This window comes from Bradyrhizobium sp. SOJA106, assembly GCF_059448745.1.
In genome coordinates, this window is record NZ_CM182549.1 from 7058025 (window position 1) to 7081080 (window position 23056).

At 58.4% G+C, this 23056-nt stretch carries 22 protein-coding genes and 2 pseudogenes; 12 read left to right on the forward strand and 12 right to left on the reverse strand.

The annotated features are described in order from the left end of the window. Positions 1-312: 312 nt before the first annotated feature. A complete protein-coding gene (locus AC5V87_RS33340; protein WP_495369036.1) occupies positions 313-1353 on the reverse strand; it encodes an IS110 family RNA-guided transposase in 1041 nt (346 codons plus the stop codon). 1101 nt (positions 1354-2454) lie between these two features. Here AC5V87_RS33340 and AC5V87_RS33345 point away from each other — a divergent pair. Further along, positions 2455-2718: a hypothetical protein gene (locus tag AC5V87_RS33345; protein WP_495369037.1), complete on the forward strand. Its 264-nt coding sequence runs from the start codon at positions 2455-2457 to the stop codon at positions 2716-2718. A 42-nt stretch (positions 2719-2760) separates the two neighbouring features. Here AC5V87_RS33345 and AC5V87_RS33350 read toward each other — a convergent pair whose 3' ends face one another. Continuing rightward, on the reverse strand, positions 2761-2949 hold the full coding sequence (locus AC5V87_RS33350; protein WP_495369038.1) for a DUF3606 domain-containing protein: 189 nt from the start codon (positions 2947-2949) through the stop codon (positions 2761-2763). 104 nt (positions 2950-3053) lie between these two features. On the opposite strand from AC5V87_RS33350, the pseudogene AC5V87_RS33355 reads away from it, so the two are divergent. After that, positions 3054-3431, forward strand: a pseudogene (locus tag AC5V87_RS33355) (ATP-dependent DNA ligase); the annotation flags it as partial. 1 nt (position 3432) lies between these two features. Here AC5V87_RS33355 and AC5V87_RS33360 read toward each other — a convergent pair. Next, positions 3433-3672, reverse strand: a pseudogene (locus AC5V87_RS33360) (cell envelope biogenesis protein TolA); the annotation flags it as partial. A 142-nt stretch (positions 3673-3814) separates the two neighbouring features. Here AC5V87_RS33360 and ligD point away from each other — a divergent pair. Further along, complete coding sequence (ligD, locus tag AC5V87_RS33365; RefSeq protein ID WP_495369039.1) at positions 3815-4762, forward strand: non-homologous end-joining DNA ligase; 948 nt, start codon at positions 3815-3817, stop codon at positions 4760-4762. 75 nt (positions 4763-4837) lie between these two features. Here ligD and AC5V87_RS33370 read toward each other — a convergent pair whose 3' ends face one another. The 3 genes from AC5V87_RS33370 to ku form a co-directional block, all read right to left on the reverse strand. Then, positions 4838-5302: a metallophosphoesterase family protein gene (locus AC5V87_RS33370; RefSeq protein ID WP_495369040.1), complete on the reverse strand. Its 465-nt coding sequence runs from the start codon at positions 5300-5302 to the stop codon at positions 4838-4840. Beyond that, entirely contained in the window at positions 5299-5802 is a 504-nt protein-coding gene (locus tag AC5V87_RS33375) for an NUDIX hydrolase (RefSeq protein WP_495371993.1), read from the reverse strand. The genes AC5V87_RS33370 and AC5V87_RS33375 overlap by 4 nt, the downstream gene beginning before the upstream one ends. A 285-nt stretch (positions 5803-6087) precedes the next feature. Beyond that, positions 6088-7020 (reverse strand): non-homologous end joining protein Ku, encoded by a 933-nt coding sequence (gene ku, locus AC5V87_RS33380; protein ID WP_495369041.1) that lies wholly within the window; start codon positions 7018-7020, stop codon positions 6088-6090. A 146-nt stretch (positions 7021-7166) separates the two neighbouring features. Here ku and AC5V87_RS33385 point away from each other — a divergent pair, with 146 nt between their 5' ends. The 5 genes from AC5V87_RS33385 (at position 7167) to AC5V87_RS33405 (ending at position 12644) form a co-directional block, all read left to right on the forward strand. After that, positions 7167-7562: a hypothetical protein gene (locus AC5V87_RS33385; protein ID WP_495369042.1), complete on the forward strand. Its 396-nt coding sequence runs from the start codon at positions 7167-7169 to the stop codon at positions 7560-7562. Between the two features lie 46 nt (positions 7563-7608). Beyond that, entirely contained in the window at positions 7609-8058 is a 450-nt protein-coding gene (locus AC5V87_RS33390; protein WP_495371994.1) for a hypothetical protein, read from the forward strand. Positions 8059-8140: 82 nt separating this feature from the next. Further along, a complete protein-coding gene (locus AC5V87_RS33395) occupies positions 8141-9169 on the forward strand; it encodes an IS110 family RNA-guided transposase (RefSeq protein WP_495369043.1) in 1029 nt (342 codons plus the stop codon). A 264-nt stretch (positions 9170-9433) separates the two neighbouring features. Next, positions 9434-10159 carry an SOS response-associated peptidase gene (locus tag AC5V87_RS33400; RefSeq protein WP_495371995.1) on the forward strand — a complete coding sequence of 242 codons (726 nt, stop codon included), beginning with the start codon at positions 9434-9436 and terminating at the stop codon, positions 10157-10159. Positions 10160-10625: 466 nt separating this feature from the next. Then, positions 10626-12644: a pentapeptide repeat-containing protein gene (locus AC5V87_RS33405; RefSeq protein ID WP_495369044.1), complete on the forward strand. Its 2019-nt coding sequence runs from the start codon at positions 10626-10628 to the stop codon at positions 12642-12644. A gap of 273 nt (positions 12645-12917) precedes the next feature. Here AC5V87_RS33405 and AC5V87_RS33410 read toward each other — a convergent pair whose 3' ends face one another. From AC5V87_RS33410 to AC5V87_RS33430, 5 genes are all read right to left on the reverse strand, one after another. After that, a complete protein-coding gene (locus AC5V87_RS33410) occupies positions 12918-13796 on the reverse strand; it encodes a toll/interleukin-1 receptor domain-containing protein (RefSeq protein WP_495369045.1) in 879 nt (292 codons plus the stop codon). A 40-nt stretch (positions 13797-13836) separates the two neighbouring features. Then, a complete protein-coding gene (locus AC5V87_RS33415; RefSeq protein ID WP_495369046.1) occupies positions 13837-14826 on the reverse strand; it encodes a DUF2971 domain-containing protein in 990 nt (329 codons plus the stop codon). Between the two features lie 7 nt (positions 14827-14833). After that, entirely contained in the window at positions 14834-14959 is a 126-nt protein-coding gene (locus AC5V87_RS33420) for a hypothetical protein (RefSeq protein WP_495369047.1), read from the reverse strand. Positions 14960-15020: 61 nt separating this feature from the next. Beyond that, positions 15021-16220, reverse strand: coding sequence for a ComEC/Rec2 family competence protein (locus tag AC5V87_RS33425; protein ID WP_495369048.1), 1200 nt, complete (start codon positions 16218-16220; stop codon positions 15021-15023). Positions 16221-16375: 155 nt separating this feature from the next. After that, positions 16376-17923, reverse strand: coding sequence for a Fic family protein (locus AC5V87_RS33430; RefSeq protein ID WP_495369049.1), 1548 nt, complete (start codon positions 17921-17923; stop codon positions 16376-16378). A gap of 335 nt (positions 17924-18258) precedes the next feature. Between AC5V87_RS33430 and AC5V87_RS33435 the strand changes: the two genes are divergently transcribed. The 4 genes from AC5V87_RS33435 (at position 18259) to AC5V87_RS33450 (ending at position 22602) form a co-directional block, all read left to right on the forward strand. Then, complete coding sequence (locus AC5V87_RS33435; protein WP_495369050.1) at positions 18259-19308, forward strand: nucleoid-associated protein; 1050 nt, start codon at positions 18259-18261, stop codon at positions 19306-19308. Further along, positions 19268-20701: a hypothetical protein gene (locus AC5V87_RS33440; protein ID WP_495369051.1), complete on the forward strand. Its 1434-nt coding sequence runs from the start codon at positions 19268-19270 to the stop codon at positions 20699-20701. Before AC5V87_RS33435 ends, AC5V87_RS33440 begins: the two co-directional genes overlap by 41 nt. Positions 20702-20742: 41 nt before the next feature. Continuing rightward, entirely contained in the window at positions 20743-21651 is a 909-nt protein-coding gene (locus AC5V87_RS33445; RefSeq protein ID WP_495369052.1) for a restriction endonuclease, read from the forward strand. 420 nt (positions 21652-22071) lie between these two features. Continuing rightward, complete coding sequence (locus AC5V87_RS33450) at positions 22072-22602, forward strand: hypothetical protein (RefSeq protein WP_495369053.1); 531 nt, start codon at positions 22072-22074, stop codon at positions 22600-22602. Positions 22603-22719: 117 nt separating this feature from the next. Here AC5V87_RS33450 and AC5V87_RS33455 read toward each other — a convergent pair whose 3' ends face one another. Further along, entirely contained in the window at positions 22720-22965 is a 246-nt protein-coding gene (locus tag AC5V87_RS33455; protein WP_370154210.1) for a hypothetical protein, read from the reverse strand. Positions 22966-23056 lie beyond the last annotated feature (91 nt).

Below are 23056 nucleotides of genomic sequence, written 5' to 3' on the forward strand. Positions count from 1 at the left end.
CTCGAGATTCCACCGCGGCGAGGGCGGGGTCCATACCATTGGCCCCCGACTTGCAAGAAATGGCTCTGGCAGCATGCTCGGATCGCTTGCGCTCATATGTCCGGCCTGTTTTCGGGTCTTGCGACCACCGGCCAAGATGGGCTTCGCGGACAGTGAGATCCAAACACGAGAGCGGCATTTTCTGCGGGTAAACCGAGCGGAGCATTTCACTGACCGGCTTGCGCCGAACGTACCACCTCTTCCTGTCCTGCAAGTTCCGCCCCCAGCGTCAAACCTGCCGGTCTGGCGCCAAGCTCTGCATTTCGTTCAAGTCTATGTCGGCATCGGCATGACGCTGCTTGCAGGCCGGTACCGCTCGCCGCTGACCATCAGTTTCCAGGCGATCCGCGCCAGCTTGTTTGCCAACGCTATGGCCACCAGTTTCGGCGGTTTGCGCGCGATGATGTCTTTCAGCCAAGGCCAGGAGCGAGTTTCCCGGCGACGCATATCTGCGATCACAGCCGTCGCCCCAGCCACCAAAACGGTTCGCAACATGCCGTCGCCGGCGCGGGTAATCACGCCAAGCCTGTTCTTTCCAGCCGTCGAATGATTCTTTGGGGTCAGGCCGAGCCAGGCGGCAAAGTTTCTCGCCGACTTGAACCCTCGAGCATCCACGACTTTGATTGACAGCAGCGTCGCACCGATCGGACCGACGCCCGGGATAGCCGCCAGCCGTCGGCTCATCTCGTTGCTCCGGTGGAGTTGCATGAGCTTCTTATCGAGCTTGGCGATCTGGTCGTCGACGCGCGCCAGCTCAACTGCCAAGGCGTCCAACAACTCTTTAGCCAGGTCGGGGACTGTTGCATCGGCCTGAATGTCGATCAGCAATTGTTGAAGACGCGAAAGCCCCTTGGGCGCGGTAAAGCCGAATTCCGCGGCGTAGCCGCGGATCGAATTGGCAAGTTGGGTACGCCTGCCTATGAACTGGTTGCGCACACGCGCGAGCATCTGTGCACCCTGCTGCTCAGGGCTCTTGATAGGCACAAAGTTCTTGCGCAGTTTCGGCCGGCTTGCCGCTTCGCAAATTGCCTCGGCATCCGCAGCGTCGGATTTCCCGCGCTGCACGTACGGTTTGACATATTGAGGCGGAATCATCGCCACGTCGTGCCCGAGCGATTGCAGCTCCCGCGCCCAATAGTGCGACGCCCCGCAAGCCTCCATCGCGACAAATGTGGGCGGCAAACGACTAAAGAACTCCAAAACCTGCCCCCGTCTCAACTTACGCCGCAGAACCGGCTGCTCGGTCTCGTCAACGCCATGCAGCTGAAACACACTCTTCGACGTATCCAGACCGATGCGAACAATCGTTTCCACGGGCGGCTCCTTCGTTTGAGGTCAGCGACGACCTCTTTTTGCCACGCACTGTGGCGGAAGGGGGCCGTCCACCCCAACACGAGAGCCCGGTGCGGCCCTGGCCGCACGCGCCAAAACCTGAGCGAACGTGATGCAGGCAAGGATACGAGAACCGCCCAGCATTTTCATAGGAGTCTCGCAATAATGGAAGAGAGGCGTGTGGACGGAGCGAAAGCGAAAACCACTCTCGGGACGCAGCAAAAGAGGCACCCGCAGGAGGGTCAGCATAGCGCCGACGCGTAGCGGCGGGACCCGGGACCGAGTGCAGTCGCGAGACCGGTTAAGAAGGCACCCGACCCGAAGGGCAGTGATAGCGACGCCGGAACCGGCGGACCCGAGAGCGAGTGCCTCCGGCGAGCGACTCAATGCGGCTTCACGTCTGCTTGGTATCAATTTTGCTTTTGTGATAACGTCTCACTCGTGCGCATGTCTATGCACGGCGTGGGCATGTTCACTGAGAACCAATTCTTACAGAGGACGACATGGCCAAGAAAGCGAAGAAGGCAAAGAAGACCACGAAGGCAGCCACCAAGAAGGTGGCAAAGAAGACTTCAAAGAAAAAGAAGTAGTCGTATCGGCTACTGATCTATTGCCGCCTCCGGGTCGCAACCCGGATGAACAGCGAGACCCTCCCAAAGGATATGAAGCGTCCTTTGCAGCCGTTCGGTATCGCGGCACGCTAAGATAAGGCCGGACCTTTGTGCAGGTGGCTGCTGCATAAAGGTCCGGTTTTTCATTTCTGCCCCGCGATGGCGTGATCTGCTCGCGCGAGGGATCGAAGCCGCAAGGCCGAGACGCTGCGCGGCTCGGTTCACGAGAAGCCCGGTGCGGCGACAGCCGCACACGCAAAACGGACAAGGAGCAACCACCTGAACTCGGACGTCTGAAGTGTCGAAAAAACGGTTTCTTCAATTCGTTCTTGCCCACCCTAGCGCCTGGTCGGGCGGAAAATTCGACTTTCGAAAGACCACGAGATCCCACGATCCGGAATCCCAGTCGTGTGTTAGCGATGGGGAACGTCTGCGGGACTAAACGATTCGTCTCAGCGTGGGAGAACTTTCAATGCTGATGACCGGGCAGAGACGGCCGGCGATCCGCACCCTGCACGGTTGGGCGATCAACGTGCTGAACGAAGCCGGCGCCATCCGCGAGTGCGAGGAGCACGGTTGGATGCAGGACCGCGCCGATCCGCACGCCCGAGAGCGGGCCTTCGATATCGCCCGTCGAGACTTGCCGGAAGGCGTATCCCGTCAAGCAGCGGAGGCCGCGGTTCGCGACTTGTTGGACTCGATTGGTGATACCTGCCCTGAATGCCGCTCTGGCTAGAAGGTCGGCCGCTATCGTAGGACGCTAGCCCGCCTCTCCTACTCAGCGGCCTAGCCGCTTCTCCACGCGCTTGCGCGCGTTTCCGACCTTTTTGACGACCTTTTTCACCGCCGCTGACGACTTCCCTGTCTTCTTCGCCTCGTACTGCACTTCGTAGTCCTGCCCGCCGGCCACCCGTGCCCGGTCCTGTTTTCGTCCGCGCGCCGTCTTGCTCTTCTTCGCTACCGTCATCGGTGCCTCCTGTTGTGACATCGAAGCAACGCGACAAGGATTCGCAGGTTCCGGAACGATTCGAACTGTGCCAATTTGAATCGGCTGTAGCGTGGAGTCCTTCAGTGGCGTTTCAGCGTAAAAAGCTGGCGGCTATCGGCGTCAAGGCGCCTCTCCCCGGCTTCATCGAACCGGCCCTGGCCACCTCGATCGAGAAGGTGCCGACCGGAGAGCGCTGGATTCACGAAATCAAGTTCGACGGCTACCGCGTTCAGGTCCATCTGGCCAACGAGACGGCGAAGATCTTCACCCGGCGCGGCCACGACTGGACGCATCGCTTCAAGAAGGTCGCTCATGACGCCTGGCGGATCAAGGCGAACTCGGCGGTGGTGGACGGCGAGATCGTAGTACCGGCCGCCGACGGCACGACCGACTTCTCGGTGCTGCAGAACGAGCTCAAGGGCAAATCGAAGAGCATCGTGCTCGTAGCGTTCGATCTACTCTAGGTAACTCGGCATGCTCCCTGAATGGTCCGTTGGAGCCGACCGGTCTCTTCAGAACGACGCCCGGCGCAGCCATGGTCGCCTCGATGACGTCCGGATCGTCGCTTTCCTTCGCCGCGCCCTGGTGGAAGAGATTGCTGTCGGCGCACCAGGCCTCGAGGGCCGCTTTCATGGAGGGAGCGGCGATCGCCAGATCGAAGAAGCCGAGCGAAGTCTGATAGGTCTTCAGTTTTCTGGCCATAGGTCTGATCCGCGCTCGCCCGGTCGATCCTCAACGTCTCGCACGCCACGATGCTGCGGAACACGACGGGGTCCCGAAGCGTTCCCTAATCCTTGAAGGACGTCCATGCATTTCGCAACGTGCTCTTAAGGATTGGCCTCGAATGAGCCGGACGTCGACCCTGCCCAAGCCCCTGCAGCCGATGCTCGCTACGCTCACTGATGCGCCGTTCGACGACCCCGGCTGGGTTTTCGAGGACAAGTATGACGGCTTTCGGATGATCGCGGAAATTCGGCGGGGCAAGGTTGCGCTCTACAGCCGCAATGGCAAGATCATCAGCCGCAGCTATATTGAAGTCGCCAAAGCGCTGGAGGGCGTGAAGGGCGACGCTGTGATCGATGGTGAGCTTGTCGCGATCGGTAAGGATGGCGTCTCACATTTCCAGTTGCTTCAGAACGCGCTGCGTCACGAAGCGAAGCTCCTGTATTGCGCTTTCGATCTCATGTTTCAGAACGCAGTTGATTTGCGCAAACAGCCTCTTCTCGAGCGCAAGGAGCGGCTAAAAGCAATCCTGCCGCGCCACCGGCTGATCGCCTTCAGCCGTCGCCGCAAAGCGAACGGCACGAAATTCTTCGCCGAGGCCGAGCGGAAGGGTCTGGAAGGCATCATGGCGAAGCGTGCCGACAGCGCGTATGCGTCCGGAAGCCGGACGGCGGATTGGCTGAAGATCAAGACAGCAAAGCGGCAGGAAGTGGTGATCGCGGGCTTCACGGCGCCGAGGCGCACCAGGCCGTTCTTCGGCGCCCTGGTCCTCGCCGTGCGGCAAGACGACACATGGCGCTACATCGGACATGTCGGCACTGGCTTCAGCCACAAGGTCCTGGAAGACCTCCATGCCAAGCTCGTGAAGCTGACCACCCCGAAATCACCCTTCCCTGCCAAAGTGAAGGACGAGGGCGCCACGACCTGGGTCAAGCCCTCGTTGGTTGCCGAAGTCAAATTTGCGGAGTGGACGAGTAAGGGCGAACTGCGCCAGCCCGTCTACCTGGGGCTCAGGTCCGACAAGCGGGCGAAGGATGTCGTGCGCGAGCGAGAACGTCCGCGCAAATAGCGCTTGCCTCCGGGCGTAACCCGGCAAACGGAAGGATCGACGCGCTCGCCTCCTGCGGCCCTCCGCGGTGGGCACTCAGTCGCCTCCAAGGTCATGGATTTCCGGTCGCATGCCGTCAGGTGTGAGTTCGAGCGTCGCAAACGTGATCGGCAGCTTGAAACGCCGGGGTCCCGCGCTGCCGGGATTCAGATAGAGAACGCCACCGACCATGTTGATCTTCGGCACGTGGGAATGCCCGGAGATGACGACGTCGATGCCGGCACCGGGATTGGCCTGGAGCGTCTTCAGGTCGTGCAGAACGTAGATCGACTTTCCCGCCAGGCGCACAAGCTTCGTGTCGGGGTAGTCGCGAGCCCACTCGGCACTGTCCACGTTTCCACGAATGGCCGTGACAGGCGCGATGCGGCAAAGCGCGTCCACGATCTCGGGGCGGCCGATGTCGCCGGCATGGATGATGTGATCGACGCCCGTCAGGCCTCGTTCCGCCTCGGGCCGCAACAGACCGTGCGTATCCGAAATGATTCCAATCCTGAACATCATTTCCCGGCACTCTCAACCGCGATCGCCAAAAGACGATCGAGAAGCTCAGTTTGAGCGGACAGCATTTTGGCCCGCGCGAGCTCGAGATCGAACCATTCCGCGCGGTCGACTTCGGGAAAGCTCTGCCGTCGGCCGCTTCGGGGCGGCCATTCGATATCGAAGGTATTGCTGGTCAGCGCTGCCGGGTCAAAGTGGCCCTCGCCGGCGAATGCGATGACGCGCTTCCCTCCTCGCTGTCGAACTTCCCCCAGCGCCTGGAGTGGACCAATCGAAGCACTCGGACCGAGTTCTTCGGCAAACTCGCGTCGAGCGACTTTCTCCGGAGCATCATTGGCATCGATTTCGCCCTTAGGAATGGACCAGGCGCCATCATCCTTGTTGCGCCAGAATGGACCGCCGGGATGAACGAGCAGAACCTCGAGCCCCCGAGCGCCCTTGCGGTATGCGAGAATGCCCGCGCTCAAAGTCGATCTTCTGGAAGTCTTTTTCACCGCAGCCATATCGCTCCTACTTGCAGAGCAATCGAGATCCGGCGAGCCGTCACCCCACCATACCGAACCGCGCTCGTCGAGCGCCTGCTTAACCTCGTCCACGATCCTACCACTGTTATTTCGGCCTCGCGGTCGGCCGCCTTCCTGGCGTCGCGCACCGCCCGCCGGGCCGGCATTCGACTGCCGACGAGATGATCTCGCGTGACCTCACGGAGATTAGGATTTGCCATCCGCCAGAGCCTGCCGCGGACGACGAATAGTAGCCGTCCGGCGTCACCGGATGCTTCACGACACCTAAGCCGACTTCCGCTGCGGCTTGGCCGCCGGCTTCTTCGCCGCAGTCTCCTTCGCCGGCTTCTTGCCTGCGATCGGCATCAGCATTTCCTTCTGCCCGGCCGCCGCCTTGCGCGGCCTTTTTCCTGATTTTTTGGGTGCCTCTGTCGCGGTCGCCCCCTCTCTTCCGATGCTCTTTCGCAGCGCGTCCATCAGGTCCACCACGTTCTCGCCGCGGGGGCGCGCTTTCGCGGTGATTGGTTTGCCGGCGCGCTTCTGATTGATCAGATCAATGAGCGCAGTCTCGTACTGGTCTTCGAACTTGTCCGGCTCGAAATGGCCCGCCTTCTGGTTAACGATGTGCTTGGCGAGATCAAGCATGTCCTTGGTGACTTTGACATCCTGGATGTCATCGAAATATTCATCCGCAGCACGGACTTCGTAGGGGTAGCGCAGCAACGTGCCCATCAGTCCCTTATCGAGAGGCTCGAGCGCGATGATGTGCTCGCGATTGGTCAGCACCACGCGACCGATCGCGACCTTGTTCATTTCGCGGATGGTTTCCCGAATGACGGCGAAGGCATCGTGCCCGACTTTGCCGTCAGGACGCAGGTAGTAGGGGCGAATGAGATATCGCGGATCGATCTCGCTGCGATCGACGAACTCGTCAATCTCGATGGTTCTTGTTGATTCCAGAGCGACGTTCTCGAGCTCTTCCTTCGTGACTTCGATGAACGTATCGGTATCAACCTTGTAGCCCTTGACGATGTCCTCGTTGTCGACCTCCTCGCCGGTATCGGCGTCGACCTTGGCGTACTTGATCCGGTGGCCGGTCTTTCGGTTTAGCTGGTTGAACGAGACCTTTTCGGATTCCGAGGTGGCTGGATAGAGCGCGACCGGACAGGTGACGAGGGAAAGACGCAAGAAGCCTTTCCAGTTAGCGCGGGGGGCCATGCCGGGGGAACTCCGATACTGATACCGGATTCAAGACGAACGAGCCGCCTTGGTTCCGACATCGCGCCCCCGTCCCACAGGAGGATTTTTCTCAACCGGCTGCCTGGTCGGACTCGACATTTGTTCTTGTTATGTTCTAATTCGGCATGACCGACCGACCCGCGAGCTGGCGCATGCCGACCCCGAAGCAGATGGAAAAACTGGCCGCTGAAGCGGACCGTAGGCGAGCGCCGTCCACTGCGGGTCCAGACGCCCCCCTCCCGGCCGAATATTGGGAATCGGTCCTCAAGCACCCTCGCGCCGGCGCGACCGTGGCCCAAGCCCGACAGCGGCGCCTTTCGGAAATCAAGGCCCACGTGCTGCGCGTCTCCTGCCGCCGCTGCGAGCGGACCGTGGAAATCCAGACCGCCGATTTGGTCCGATTGTATGGCCGCAGCGCGGTCTGGAAGGACGTCGCGCAGCGGCTGCTCGACAACACCTGCCAGCAGCGCACAGGCAGGCATGAAGAAGACGGGTGCTGGCCAGCATTCGAGACACCGTAGTCGCTTTGGATTTGCCGATCCGATCTCTTTGCGCGTGGATGTCCGGATGGCCCCGAAGTATCACCCTACGCCCCTATCGGGAGGCGATCGCAAGGCTTTGGCAAAAGAGCTCGGCAAGGCGCGCGCAATGGCTAGCATCCTGGCTGCCCAATCGGCGGAGATGCGGGCCAAAGGCGAGGCAATGATCCAGCAAGCCGACAGGCTGCTTTGCGAAAGCTGGAACGAGCGGATGTGGAGTGACGGCGAGCCGATCGATCCGTCGCCGACCATCGACCAGGCTGTGAACGGAGGCTTCCCTTGGCTGGAGATCAGGTGCGCGCGCTGCAAGACGCCGAGCGACGTGGACGTCGCGGCGATGAAGCACCCGCCGACCACCTACGTGCACGATCTCGCCGGCCGGCTGCGCTGCCGTAAATGCGCCAAGGCGGGCCGGCGTCCATCCGCGACTCTGTTACAGTTGACGTGGCAGCCGCGCCACCCTCGAACCGAATCCTGACCGATGTGCTGGTGTGGACGGCCTCTCATCCCCACGGTTCTATGGCGCTGTCAGCGTCACAGCTAGATGAGAGGAAAGTCTGATGAATCTTCCTGTTCGCATCGGTATGGACACTTCCAAGTCGGTTTTCCAGCTTCATGGTGTTGATGAGAACGAGGTGGTGGTGGTCCGCCGCCAGTTCCGGCGCGCCGAGATGATCCGCTACTTCGAGCGGCTTCCACCGGTTCTCGTCGCCATCGAGTCCTGCGGCAGCTCGCATCATTGGGCGCGCCTGCTGCAGTCGTTCGGTCACGAGGTGAAGCTGATCCCACCTCAGTACGTGAAGGCTTACGTGAAGCGCGGCAAGAACGACGCGGCCGATGCCGAAGCGCTGTGCGAGGCGGTCACCCGGCCGAATATGCGGTTTGTACCGGTCAAATCGAAGGAACGCCAAGCGGCCTGCATGTTAATGACTGTGCGGGAACGCCTGGTCAGCGTGAAGTCGCAGCTTTCCAATGCTTTCAGGAGCTATGCGGCTGAGTTTGGCATCGTCGGCCCCGCCGGTCGGCAGAATGTCGCGCAACTTATCAAGCGGGTGCTCGAGGATGATAGCTTGCCGGAAATGGCAAAGGATCTCTTCCGACTCCAAGCAGAGGAATATGCCGCGGTCGAAGCCCGCCTGGCAAAGATCGAAGCCAAGCTGATGAGGTGGCACCGCGACGATGATGTCAGCAGGCGGATCGCGACGATTCCCGGCGTCGGTCCGATTGGGTCGTCCATGCTAAGCATGAAGGCGCCGCCGCCGGAGACGTTCAGGTCAGGCCGCGACTTTGCCGCTTGGCTCGGACTAACACCCAAGGATCATTCGACGGGCGGCCGGCAAAGATATGGCGGAATCACAAAGGCCGGAGACTCAATGCTCCGATCGACGTTGATTGTCGGCGCGACCGCGCTGCTAAGGCACATTCGAAAGGGCCGTCATAGGCCGACACCCTGGCTTGCATCGCTACTGGAGCGAAAGCCGCCGAAGTTGGTGGCGGTGGCCTTGGCTAACAAGTTCGCCCGTATCGCTTGGCGATTGATGATATCGGGCGGAGTATACAACCGACCGGTAGCCGCCATGCCCGCTTGATCTGAAATCGGCACCGCGAGCGAGGTTGCTCGGCGGATAGCCCACGAACTTGCAGGACGCAGTAGATGGAAGGACCGATCGGTCGATACGCGCGAGCTTCCGTAGATTACACTGGCATCATCAAGGTCGCCTATGTGCTTGGAGCGTGCGTAGCGAACACCATCTTGGCCAGCGGACTTTGTCCGCGCAAACAGGCCGGACATCTGATAGCAAGCGATCAGGTCAAAAATCTGCTACCATCCTGACAAGTGGGGGGCCGTCCACATCTGCAATCTTTATTCGATCACGACCAACCAAGCCGCGATCAGCGCGCTGTTCCGCGTCGTGAACCGATACGTTGGAAATCTGGCGCCGATGCCGGGGGTTTTTCCCGACTACAACGCACCGATCGTGCGGAACGGAGCCGAGGGCCGCGAGCTCGCTACGGCGCGATGGGGGATGCCATCGTCATCAAAGGCGCTGATGGACGCGACGAAGAAACGAGCGGAAAAGCTGCAGGCCAAGGGCAAGGCGGTCGATTTCAAGGAATTGCTCAGAATGGAGCCGGACAGCGGCACGACAAACATCCGCAACGTAAAGAGTAAACATTGGACGCGATGGCTGGGAGCCGAAAACCGCTGCGTGGTGCCGTTCAATTCCTTCAGCGAGTTCAACAAGGCGGAGGGCGGCGACATCTGGTTCGCGCTCGACGAATCCCGCCCCCTCGCCTGCTTCGCCGGCATCTGGACCAACTGGACGTCCGTCCGGAAGGTCAAGGAAGGCGAGACGACCAACGACCTCTACGCGTTCCTCACGACCGAGCCAAACGACGAGGTGGCCGCCATCCACCCCAAGGCGATGCCGGTCATCCTGACAACACCGGAAGAAGTCGAGACCTGGATGACCGCCTCTCCAGACGCAGCTCTGAAGCTGCAACGGCCGCTTCCGAACGGAACGCTCCATATTGTCGCCCGCGGCGTCAAGGAAGACTCGCCCGGGCCAGCAGCGTGACTGTCGAGGGCGCACCCCGCCCCCCGAACCATCAGCGCTGGCTTGAAACACGAACACAGCCTATTGCGCGCGCATTCCAATGAACCGCAACAAAGTGGCCACCCAGTCCTTAACGGAATCGTGCCGATCTTGCGTCATGCTCGTCACACATGGATTTCTTTCGGCGAGACGTTTTCGCGGTAAGCGCCGAGCGGCGACAAGCTGGTTCATCCTCTGATCGGCTATTTGATGAAGGCCTCGATCGCTAGCGCCGCCACATGCCGCAGTGCCCGCTGCTGCGCCCGACGACGCTGATGCGCACGACTAGTTTCCTCGGGAAATGCGCCAAACCGCAAGTTGTCGCGGGACGTCGACGATATTAGGATTTGCATGGTCTCAATTCAACGAAACCCATCCGAGCTTGTTACAGCAACACTTGACTTCAATAATTATTCGAGCACTAGCCGGCGATTGAGAGGGTTCGATCGTGAGCGAAAAACAGGTAGATCCGTTTGATATTGCAGCCTTGGAGAAATCAGTTACCGAGGCTTCTGGACGTGTTTCCGCGGTCTGGGTGAGCTTCATATTGTTCGCTTTATACGTGTTGATTGTAGCTGGCTCCGTCACTCATCGACAATTGTTTCTCGAAGACCCCGTAAAGATGCCCGTCCTAAACGTCGACCTTCCGCTTCAAGGGTTCTTCGTAGTCGCGCCAATTCTCCTGGTAATTTTCCAATGTTACGTCCTGATACAAACATTACTCCTAGCTGAGACGACCGCGGCTTACGATGAGGCTCTCAATAAAGTCGTTAGAGTGCGTCTCGACAATGAAGCCATCCGACAACGCATAACGAACTCGCTTTTCGTTCACCTACTCGTTGGCCCTCGAACCGAGAAGAGAATTTGGCTTGGATGGATAATACGAGTTATCGTCTTCAGTACACTATTCGCTGGTCCATTGATTGTGCTGTCAGAGATACAACTGAAGTTCCTCAGCTATCACAGTCATATTATAACTTGGACTCATCGAATAATTATCGCTGTCGATATCATCACGATGTCGTTCTTGCTTCGGCAAATACATGCGAATGACGGCTATTCAGAACGTCGGCCTATCGTCCTTTGGGCGGTAGGACTGGCAATCATGTGCTACGTCGCATTATTCTTAGCGGCGCTCTCATTCCCAGGAGAACCGCATCTCAATCTGGCCGCTTGGCGACCGTGGAATGCCGTCCGATGCGATCGCTGGCAGTCATTCGAGCGGCTTTCGTTAGTCAGGGGAGACTTTGTCGACGACCAAAAACTGGAAAGATTAGTAAGTAACAACAGGGCTAGAGGGCTGCGGACGTTCGAAGGAGAACGCACCCAATCGCTCAGGGATAGAGATTTCAATTGCGCCAACTTATCGGAGACCGATCTGCGTCGGGTAGACCTGACCGGAGCGCATCTCAACGGTGCGAATCTATCCTATGCCGACCTAACAGCCGCCACTCTAAATGGCGTCGAAGCACGCGAAGCCACGTTGACCTCGGCACGTTTGGAGGGCTCTTCCCTAAACGAAATGCAGGCTCAAATGGCGCATTTCGATACCGCACTTTTGCGAGGGGCGGCCATCTCGGAAGCATCGATGCAGGGGGCTTCATTCATTGGAGCCCAGCTTGGCGGTGCGGAGCTCGATAAGAGCAACCTACAGGGCGCTATACTTGATTATGCCGAACTTACCGGCACGGTTCTATCAAGTGCACAGCTTCAGGGAGCAAGCCTAAATATGGCGTTTTTGGAAGGTGCGGAATTGTCCAAAGCCAATCTGGGCGGTTCACAACTCATCCGCACTCAACTGCAGGGGACAAATCTCAAGGGCGCGGAACTCGGTCACGCGGCGGCCTATGGCATATGGATCTGGAACTCTCGAGATGCTGTTTGCGCCCATTCGAAAGTATTGGGCCGTGCGAACGAACCTCTGATCGCTCTTGTGGAAAGATGGCGATACAGCGAAAGCAAGTATCAGTACAGCGCGACCAACCTTGAGCAAATCAAGGTGGATAAGGCCGCAGTTGATCGACTGTTGGCGCCCATAATCACAAGCATTGATGATGATCAGAAGCAGATGGTCATCAAGAGGATCCGAGAAAATCTGCTCGGCAACAGTCCTGACGGGATTGCTGCGGTCGCAGAGAATTGGACTCGCTGCGAGAATAATTCACTAAAGATGACCCAAGGCGACTTCGATGCAGGGCACATCACCTTCCTCCACAATCTAGTCTGCCAAGCCGGTGTGGAGAAGAAAGCCTTGGCTAAGGGAATTCTACGAAATTGGGTATTCTATAATAGAAGTCTACTGCCAGACTTCATCCAAGAAAGCCGGAGATCGTTCGCGGAGAGACTTGCGCAAGAATTCCTCCAAACGCAGAAGGCCAACTGCGCTGTCAGAGATTTCCTTGATCAGTCGGACATTGCCTCGCTCAACTCGGTAGTTGGTCTGCCCAAGAAAGCAAGCCGAAACTAGCGACTTTCGTTGCGAGTTTGCAAGGGATGCCGATGCGCGTGCGTCTTATGCCCGCGACTTCGACCTTGCCGTCACGGACCAACACCCGGGCGGAGCGAAACGATCCGGGTCCAAGGTCCGGCCGCCAGGCTTCCACCGCTGCATCGAACCAGCATTCGGATCATCTTTCGGAAGCATACCCCCGAGAAAGGATGCTTGAGGGGGATCGAACCCCTGTCTCAGCTTTGAGAGGTCTTGATATATCGTCAATTTTCCCGCCATGCAGCCGCCACCTTACGTTCCGGTCAAAATATCAAGACGCTCGCTGATAAATTCGGCAACTTGCTTCGCGCCGAAGCGGCGAATGTCGATATACCCGTCCGTCTTAAAGACGCCTTCCACGACGCCATCATCCGAGCGGATGAACATGATCCGCTCGTTGCCGCGCTCCATAATGATCTCGCGGATGGCTCGGAATTCGATACCGCACCAGTCTTTGCGCTGATAGTCTGCGCCTACAAACACGACCACCAGCTTTGACCGATTGCGGTAGATATCCTGGAGCAGGATGTCGAGCGAAGGTCGGGCGAGCTGTGAGACATAATTGTTGTCGTAGAAGTACGAATTTGGCCCGATCCTGGATTCGAGCTCGCGCGCGACCTCCTCCACGATAGATCTCACTTCGCCGGGAAACGAAAACGCCACCTCAAAATTGTGTCGCGTGATATCGACAGTTTTCGTCGCTTGCCGTGTCCAGGACGGCAGCACGATACCTCGTGCGGCATGCAGCTCTTTTGGCAGGTTGATGTCTTTCACCGCCCAATGGGTGCGATTCAGTTCCCACTGCCCGATATCGAGCTCGAACGTGAGCGACTCCAGGTCCGCGGCCGTCAGGAACGACGTCATGGACTGGATTTCGTATTCTACGCGAACTTGCCCCTGTCGCTTCGTGACGTCACGGACGACACCAAATCGTGGCGGCAACCGATGGACTGCTTCGTATGCGAAGATCGAAGGCAGGCGCTTGAGCTCGGACACAGCTTGTTCGTCAAGCCCGCCAAATCGCTCGGTGATGGCGGTGTCGGTATATTCCCGCACACATCGCGACAGGTCAGTCTGCCAGGGCGATCCGTCCCAAGCTTGCGTGTCATAGGCAACGAAAAGATTGTACATAGCGTCATATCTCGCCGGCTGGCGCTCCCCACCTACTCGTTTAGCTGGCGCGATAAGGAATGTCGGAACGTGTGATGGGGAAATCCACGTCAATCCCGATCGAGCGAAGCATGGTCTTTAGCGTCCGCTCGGTGTCGAGCGGCGCTGCTGGACCCACGACGATCTCGGCAATCTTGTGCGGCTCACGGACCGGCAGCGGATGAGCGATATAGGGTACGATCTCGCTGCCGCGAAAGCGGGTCAAAACATGAGGCGCCAGGTGATCGGGCGTGCCCATGATTGCCAGCCGCACTTCTTGTTCGTGTTGATAGGCGGGATGCTTCGAAGTCAGGCAGTTCCAGATCAATGGAGAAGCTATGACCTCACGCGCCAATTGGCCCAGGAACGGGATCCTGATGTTGCGGTCTGACATCAAATTGGAGTGGCTTTCCGCAGCCGACAACACAATCGCGGCCGCCTCCTCGATACACGCGCCATGTCGGCGGCAGACGTCGTCGAGGTCGTAGCGAACGGGTCCGACGAAATCGGGAAGCTGACCTGCAGGCGGATTGTCGTGAACCGCAAAGATCGAGGGCGAGAGCCCGATCGCGACGCCCCGACCGTTGTCCGCATACGCTCGCCACTGGCCGAGGTCGTCGCGGGCCCGGCTGAAGCAGGCGATGAAGAATTCCAGCGTGGAGGCGAAATTGTCATGACGAAAGAGGTCGAGCAAATGGTCGATAAACAGGCGGACGCTTCCGTCGGCTCCGGTCGCGATGCGTTGTGCAACGTCGCGCGCAATGTCGATTCCGTGCTTCAGTTCACTCGGATCATTGAGATGGCGATAATCCGTGAACCAGAATTTGCCGAATTTGAGAATGCCCTCGAGACCACGCAGGTCGGTGTAGTGATAAAGCGTCGCCGTGATGGCGCTGGCATCCTGTTCGGCTTGAAGATGCTGAGCGAGCCAATCTTGATATTGCTTGAGCGCCTGTTCGAGCTCAGGCGGCAGAACGGTCGCGCCGGTTGGCGGTCTTGTACTCATGGACATGCTAGCCTTACGCTGCGGGTTTGATCAGGTAGCCGATGGTGTCAATCTCGAAATGGATCGGCTGCTCCGCCTGTGCGAACTCAAACCGGTCCCTGCTATCAACGTGCAGCGGGCATTCCATGAGCTGCGACATCTAACCCCTCTGGTGAATCACGAGGCCTTCAAGGCAGCCAGAAGACCTCGGCGCTTTACCGTCAATCCACGATGCGGTCGCCTCTACTGGCGACACCTCTTCGCCCAGCGGTGGTGATATAGGTCGTCCAACCCGACCTCGCATGCTTGGATAGCCCATCCGGGTGCGGATGCCCATAGACGTTGCGATATCCACACGAAATCACCAGTTGGCCCTGCCCGCTATTTGGCTTTGGCACCAACGGCGCGCCTGCATTAAAGCGCGCGCCATGATGAGTTGCGACTAAGTGATCTACCTGCTTGGCATTGGCATGCTTGAGGTGCGTATAGTCTGCGTCGCCGGTCAGCAAAGCTGATCGTCCGCTCGTGAGGGTCGCAAGGATGGTCAATCCGCTGTCGTTGAGATCGGAGGGGCGGCCGCCGCTTCTTACCAATTCGCCAAAAGGAAAACGGATCCTTGCGTTGGCAGGGCGTACGACCAGATTACCCCTCTGGTCCAGCATATGTGCCAGGCGCGCGGCACCAGGTCCCAGCCGCTGGTCCGGGACAATCCAGCGGCAGCCGAGCAGATGCGGGAGAAGGAGCGCGCCATGGAGATGATCCCAATCCCAATGCGAGAGGACGATCGGAAGCTTCTCGGCTCGATCGACAGCGAATCTGGATGGAAAAGTGTGGCGATTGAAAGAGATCGGAAATCCGACATCGAAGTGCAGAATTGCACTGCCGCCATCGTCGCACAGAGAAATGAAATTTGCCTGGCCAACATCCCTGACCCGGATGGATGTCGCTTGTGGCAGGTCTTTGAGGATGGCTGAGACTTCGGCGGGCGTCGCCGGGGGCGGAAGTGCCGCACAGGCCGCAACGAGCGGTTCCGGCAATACCAGCCGCGGGGCCACTGCGGCACCGAGGGCTTGGGGCCTCAAGGGGTGCGGTGGCGCCTCGCCGGGAGCGTTGAGCAGCCGCGCGAACATCAGAACTCCCCGGGCATGCATCGAATAACCATTACCCTCGAGTTGAGCATGCCATGCCGGCAGACCATGGCCCTTGGGCCTGAGTTCGAGATGAAACCAATCGCCTGGCTCTGGCGTTGCGCCCGCAAAGCGATCAAACCGAGCCGGCGTCGTCACCACACGCAGGAGTGCAAACGGCTTGGTCTGTCCAGCACGAAAGCCGCTCAGGAGCTCTGGTCCGCTCGCGTCGACATAGTCGGCATCGATGCAATCAAATTCGAAGGATACGCGGCGATGCGGGCGCGTGCTCAATGAATCCACCCGCGACACGCGGGCGTATAGTCCCCTATTGGGAAACTCCGGAGGATCCGGCGGGATATCAAAAACGAAGAAATCGAAGATGGCCTCCTAATATCAAAGCTCACGGCCCAGGCGACCCTGGTCATATTTTCATAGCGGGCACACGGTCAGCTCTCCGTTCCAGGCTCGTCCGAGAAGGCCTCGAGATAGAGACCCTCGATCTTCGTGACTTCGTCTGGCGTCAGCTGGGAGAATTCATTATCGCGAGCGCGCTTTGAAAGACGCCCTTCATTCTGCTGCAGGAATCCAAAGAGGTTATTGAGGGTCCGTTCCGGCATATCGACCATGTTTTCAACGCCTGCCCGGAATGTATCGAAACTCCGCAAGAACCGGGTCTCCCTCGGAAGATCCTGTTCGATGGTCCTCTGCACGCATTCGTACAGAAACTCCGCATGTGGCGTTGCATCGAAGAAGCGGTAAAAGTCGGCGGTATCGTTCAGGACCTTGACGTTACCCTTTGGAGTCGGCTCCCATCCTATGCATGGAAGCAATCTGCTCGAGTAGCTTTCCAGCACGTCCTTGTATTCGCCGATCTTGTCGAGAATGGCTGCCGAAACCGGAAAATGGATTCCGGCAGGATTGAAGCCGCGCCGAGCCAGAACATGGTGCATCAGGTATCGATGAATGCGGCCGTTCCCATCTTCAAACGGGTGAACGTAGACGAACCCGAAAGCCAGCACGGCGGCTGCAATGACAGGATCAAGCTCATTTTCCGCCGCCTGATCGAACGCGATCAATCCGCGCACGAGGAAGGCGATATCGTCGTGGCGTGCGCTGATATGATCCGGAATGGGTCTTTGCGTCTCGCGGTCGTGCTCGCCGACGAAGCCACCTTCGTTACGGAAGCCGAGCTTGACGAAGCGCTCATCGCCGATGACGATCCGCTGCAGGCGCAGAAACTCCGCCTCGTCGAGTGGCGCTCGTCCTGCTTCGCCGATGACCTTGCCCCACCGCTGGATGCGATCCTGTGGTGGTCTTTCTCCTTCGATGACGTAACTCGACTTCGAGTCCTTGAGGAGCAGGAATGCGGCGGTTCTGGCGAGCAGATCCTTCGGGACCTGGCTCACCACGACGCGGGCACGCTCCTTGAGATCCTTTGCCACAAATTCCGCAAGTAGCGGCGTCTTGAAAACGAGCGGGCAGAAGTCCGGCGTGCCTGGCAGGTTGTTGCGGACGCGGTGCCGTACCGAGTTCTGTCCGGAGCTCGCATACTGGAGTTCGGTATCGACGGCATCGACGTAGGAGACCTTGTCTGCTGCGGGCAGATTGAGCTCGCGCCCCAACAACCATTCATACAGAAACCAGATGCGGCGCGAGTAGAGCCCAGTCGGCTTCTGCCTCACAAGGCCCGCAATCTTGTCCTCGTTCACGGCGAGGAAGAGGCGCTTCAGGATGGCAAGGTCTAGTCCTTCGTTCTTGAGCGCGAAGGTGAGATGTCCCTCGAGGCTGGCGTCCGGCGCATGACGTGGCGTGTAGATGCGCCATCCCCCATGCTCGACGATGCGGTGCTTTGTGCCGATGGCGGAAAGCACGCGTGGGATCGGGACCGACAGCCTGTAGGCGTCGATCAGCGCTGCGTAGCCGGCGGGAACGGCGGCTTCTGGCAGCCTCCGATCATGAAAAACGCTCACAGGGCCTGAAAACTGTAGCGGCATGGGCTCAATCCATGAAAAACGTTCTCGGTCGTGAATTTCTTTGCCATCTCGCCTTCTGGCCGAAATTAGATTTCACATCATGAAAAAGCTTCCCGCAAGCAAAATTTTACGAAAAATATTCACGCTACCGAATTGCAGCATCGACCTCGCGGCGCCGTGAAGACCCTCCGAAGGTTCAGCAAATCGAAGAGCTGCCCGCGCATTACGCTAATTAAGCCAGGGTCACAATTCCAAGTGGAATTTTTGACAAAAATGCAGGATTCTTAACGGGATGCGACATAATTGGAAAAGAATCGCACGGTTGCCAATGTTCTCTATTTGTTCTAGGGTGATTTATGGCCTTCCTTACTGAGCAGGAGCTCGAAAGCCTGCGCATTGACCAGAGCGTATTCCATATCGTCGGCCCCGGAGAGGAACACTTTCAGCTACTGACGGCTTTCGATGCCGGCCAACACGCGCCCTTTTTCCTTGGCCGCGTCGGATCGGTCAACAGTGGAAATCGATACGAATTCCTCGCGGACTCACCGGTACGGGCGCAGCTCGCACGGATCGGCCGGGATAAAGCAACTTTCCAGGAGGAAAGCGAGAAGCTCGCAACGGCGTTCAATGAAGCTCACGGAGGCAGCACGGCTGTCGGCGCCTTCCTTATCTTCTCGCTGTCCTGCTCGAGCGGCCGGCTGTTTGCCCTTTTGAAATTCGAGGACGAGAAGGTTCTTACCTACGACTACGATATCAGCCGCGGACGTTCGGGAAAGCCCCGGCCGACCTTCGGCGAAATCGAGCGGACCTTTGTTCAGAATCGCAACGCTTTGCAGAAAGCCGCGCTCATCAAGCTGCGCAAAGACGGCGACGAAATCTGCGTTGTCGATCGTCAGAATCCGCAGCGGCCTGCGGCTTATTTTGAGCGATTCTTGCTGGTGCGGCGCCAGCGAACGGAGGAGGAACTGACCAAGGCAATCGTCGATGTCACGCGCAACATTGCCTACAAGCACAAAGACATTCTTCCGCAGGACACCATGAAAAATCTGGCGCAACGCCTCTACGATGCCAGCCAGTCAGGTGGTTCAGTCGAAGGCGAAAGCGCTGAAAATTGGCTGAAAAGCATTTTCGGACCGCTGCCCGACGACAGCCCGGTCGTGACCGACTTCAAGGCAAGGCTGAAACGTGAAGGAATGGCAGGAGAGTCGTTCGTCCTCCAAAAGAACGCGATTCAGGCACCCAGAAACCGCCGCGTCGAGACGGCAAGCGGGGTCAAACTTACCTTCCCCGTCGGTTTGACGCCGTCTGTAATTTCGGTGAATCCCGACAGGGGCGAGATCATCATCAAGGACAAGATCACACTCGATGACTTCGAACTCAACACATCTGGTCGAACGCGTTCGTGAGCTAGTCGCGAACGGCGCCTCGGCGGACGAACGTGTTGATGCCCTTGTGTTGCGAGGGCGGCTGCCGTCCGCCGGTGCGCAGGTGGCCTGGCTCGCCTTCGCCGACGAAGTCCCATCGCCGTTCTCATCATTGCAAGTTTATAATCCGGCCTTGGGTGGCGATCTCGTCACGGCGGATGTCTTCGATGCGGCACGCGAGATCGTGATCACGCTTGGAAAGCCAGCCGCCCCAGCTTGTGCCTTCTTTATTTTCCAATCCAGCATTCCACATTATTTGACGCAACGGTCTGTCCTGCCCCGTCTCGCGATCGTCGATTTCAATTCCACACAGGCATTTCGCGCGCGAGGACTGGAAGTCGTTTCATGGGATTTGGCGCAGCCGGTTCCGCCTCCGGAATCCCTGCTTGATCGCATCGATCCTACTCGCTATGTCCGCGACTTTGTTCCGGATCGTGAGGTCGTCACCGATCTCAATCCTTGGATGCTGGTGGCCGCACCAGCAGCTTCATCGCCAGGGTATCAAGCATGGGAAGCGGTGGCTGCCCGCAGATTGTTAGGCGGTCTCGTCTCCCGCGCCTGGCTCGAGGATGGCCAAGTCTGGTTGCAGGCGGCAGCGACGCCTCCAATCTATCGCATTAAAGCCGATGACGCTGCCCTGCCTGGCGCCCGTTCTCGACTGACTGAAGCCGCAACCTGGGTTTTTCTGTCGGGGACGGATATCGAGGCACGCCACCTGCTCTTTTCCGGCGAGTTGGCTCGGGCGAGCCGTCCTCAGCAGGATCTTGTCACGACATTGGACCAAGCGCTCGAAGCGGCCAAGGCAGCCTATGAAGCTCACGTCCAATCGTCGAGCCGCGAGACTCTGAAGGCGCTGGCCGATCTCCGCAAAACGGTTGTTGATGAAACACAAAAGGTCGCACAACGAGCGCAGGATCTTGCGGCGACACTCTGGCGCGACTTGGCCGTCTCGGCGGCGCCTTTCATATTGAAGATCCTGGGTGACGCGGCCAAGACGCCTGGTCCTCTCATCTCCTCCCTGTTCTATTTTGCTGCCGCAATATTCGTCGGTTTGTCGTTCGCGTTACAGTGGCGGATCAATGGGGCGTTTTTCGAAAGCCAGGCTTCTTCCCGGCGGAGCTGGATGCAGAGCCTTTATAACTACATCTCGGTTCGCGAGCGGGAAGAAATTGCGGAAACGCCGATCGAACAAGCGATGAAAAACTATCGTGAGACGCGCGGCGTACTGCTTGTTGTGTATGCGGTGTTGGTCATCGCTCTCGTTGTCGCCGGCGTGCACACCTTATACGATGCATCGCCCCCACCTTCGAGCCCCGCCGCAGGCGTCACGCCAAGCCCAGTACCAGTTGTGCCACCTCCGGCAAAGCGGCCGTAATTTCGAGAAACTTCTGTAATTTGAGGGGTACGATCTGCGCCGTGAAAGAAATCGTCTCTCTTGAACGACCTGGTCAGCGATTCCATAATCTCGTCGCCATCTTGGAGCGTATGTTCGCGCACCAGGACGGAGTTACCGTCGCTTCCTCCTTAAGGTTGCCCGACAAGGACACCAGTCGGCTTCGTGAACATGACGTGGTGATTATCCGTCGTACCCATCACGGGCCGAATCTGACCGCCATTGAGTGCAGGGACCAAGGGCGAAAGGTAGGAGTTCCTCAGATCGAGGCCTTCGCCAAAAAGTGCGAAAAGACTGGAATTCACCACGGAATCGTAGTTGCCGCCAACGGCTTTACGAGCACGGCCCGCACCAAGGCCAAAGCACTGAACCTGACGTGCATGGAGTTAGCTGAGGCGGAATCCTTTGAGTGGATTCGCACTGTCACAATCGTCGGCTTGTTCCACAACTTCACCGCGATCGAGGGTCGCGTTCGCGTGATGGAAAGCGAGCAAAAGGTCGCGAATCCATCCACGGTCTATACTCCTGACGGCACGCCCTACACCGGCGAAGGTATTCAATCCCTCATCATGGACAAATTGCCCCCGGAGGCCCGCAATCGGAACATCCGCCAGACCCTTAACGGTCAAATCGTTGCACCGATGGAGGGCTTCTACGTCATCGACGCTCTCGGCCAGCGCTTCCAAGTGAAGGATATCACATTCACTTACGCACTGGAGATCGAGGTCACGGAACGCCCGATCACGCTCCATTGCTACGCCGGAGAAAGCACTACGCTGGAAATCGCGTCTGGACAAATCTCGTTCGCCAGTGGGCAATCTACGTTGGCATTCGTCAAATCGAAGGACGGCGTGATGGGCTACATCGTCTCCACGGGTGGGTTGAGCCATCGAGTGAAGATCGGCGATCTGCCGGAACGGTGCCTCGACTAGATTCTGGGCAGAACCGTCCGTGACTGCTGCTGGCTCCAGCGACTTGCCGAGCAAGAAACACCGAAGCATCAGGATTTTACGCGCTGCCCGAGCGGGACTTCGCGCGGGCGGATCTGATCCGAGCCAAGTCGATGGCTTGGGTGGCCAGGCCGCCGACAAATAGCGCATCAAAGATGTCAAAGATCGTGCACGCTTTGGCGTAGATCCGCGAGAGGGTTGAAGGAGTTGTGCAGAGGGTCAAATCGGCGCGGATGGCGCCAGTCCGGGAGGTCGAGAAATTCGTCCGTTATAAAAGACATCCGCCTTTCGGGAGCTTTACCTCTGATCCTACGTGTACCTTCTTCATGGCCGCGCCGACCGCAAAGACGGTGAACTACCCCCCGAATTATGTCATGGGTCCTTTCAACCAGGGAGGGAGTGATGGACGAGTTTCAATGGGTCGTTCTCGACGATCCTGAGCCGAATGAACGCGACCGGCTTTTCAAAGAGGCCCATGAGCGGTTCACAGAGAAAGTAAAACGAACCGATGAAATGATCCTGGGGGTTGTGAAGGCGCAAATCACCGTCGAGCGGTTTATGATCGAACTACTAGAAGCCTACGGCAAAGACACCAAGCGCTATTTCTTCACGTCGGACAAGATCAAGTACTGCAAGCGCCTCGATCCCCCCGAGGTCGGCCAACCGATGTGGCAGCTACTCACGCTCTGCTCTTGGGTCCGAAATGAGCTGGCGCACTCGCTCGACGACAAGGAAATCCAAATCAGGTGTGACGCTGCGCGGGAAGCGTACCTCGCTCTCACAGAAAATGAACGGCAGAAGCAATCCATCCGGGATATGAACGATACTCAAATGGTGACCAGCGCCCTGTATTCCTGCGGAAGTCACATCGTGGTCGCAACTGATGCCAAGTTAGCCGCGGACAAGAAAGCTAAAACGGCTACCTCCGCTTAGGCTTGCGGTGGGCGATGTACGTGGCAGTGCATTCTCCGACGATGAGCAGCAACACGGCGCAAAACGTCAGGGCGTCGTGGACGTTATAAATGATCGCTGCCCAACCGAGTGTTTTCATCAGAACGTGGGCCGTGCCCGCTGCTCGGGGTAATCGGGAGTGGCGTACCGGAATCCGTCTACCTTTCGGTTCTCAGGCAAATGCTCCAGGGCGAGGAGTGCGAGCTCCACCATCCGGGGCAGCGGCTTGTCCGATTTTTCCCAGGTGATGATGGTCTGGCGTGAGCCGATCCCCAGCTCCATCCGCAGTCCATCCTGGGTGAGGCGGTGACGCTTGCGCCACTGAGGCAGTTCAATGCCCAACATTTGTACGCTCCATGTCCAGAAACAGTACGTCCAAGTTTTGGACATTCCGGTTTGATGTGCTCACCGAGGCCTCTGAAATTGAAAGAGAAAG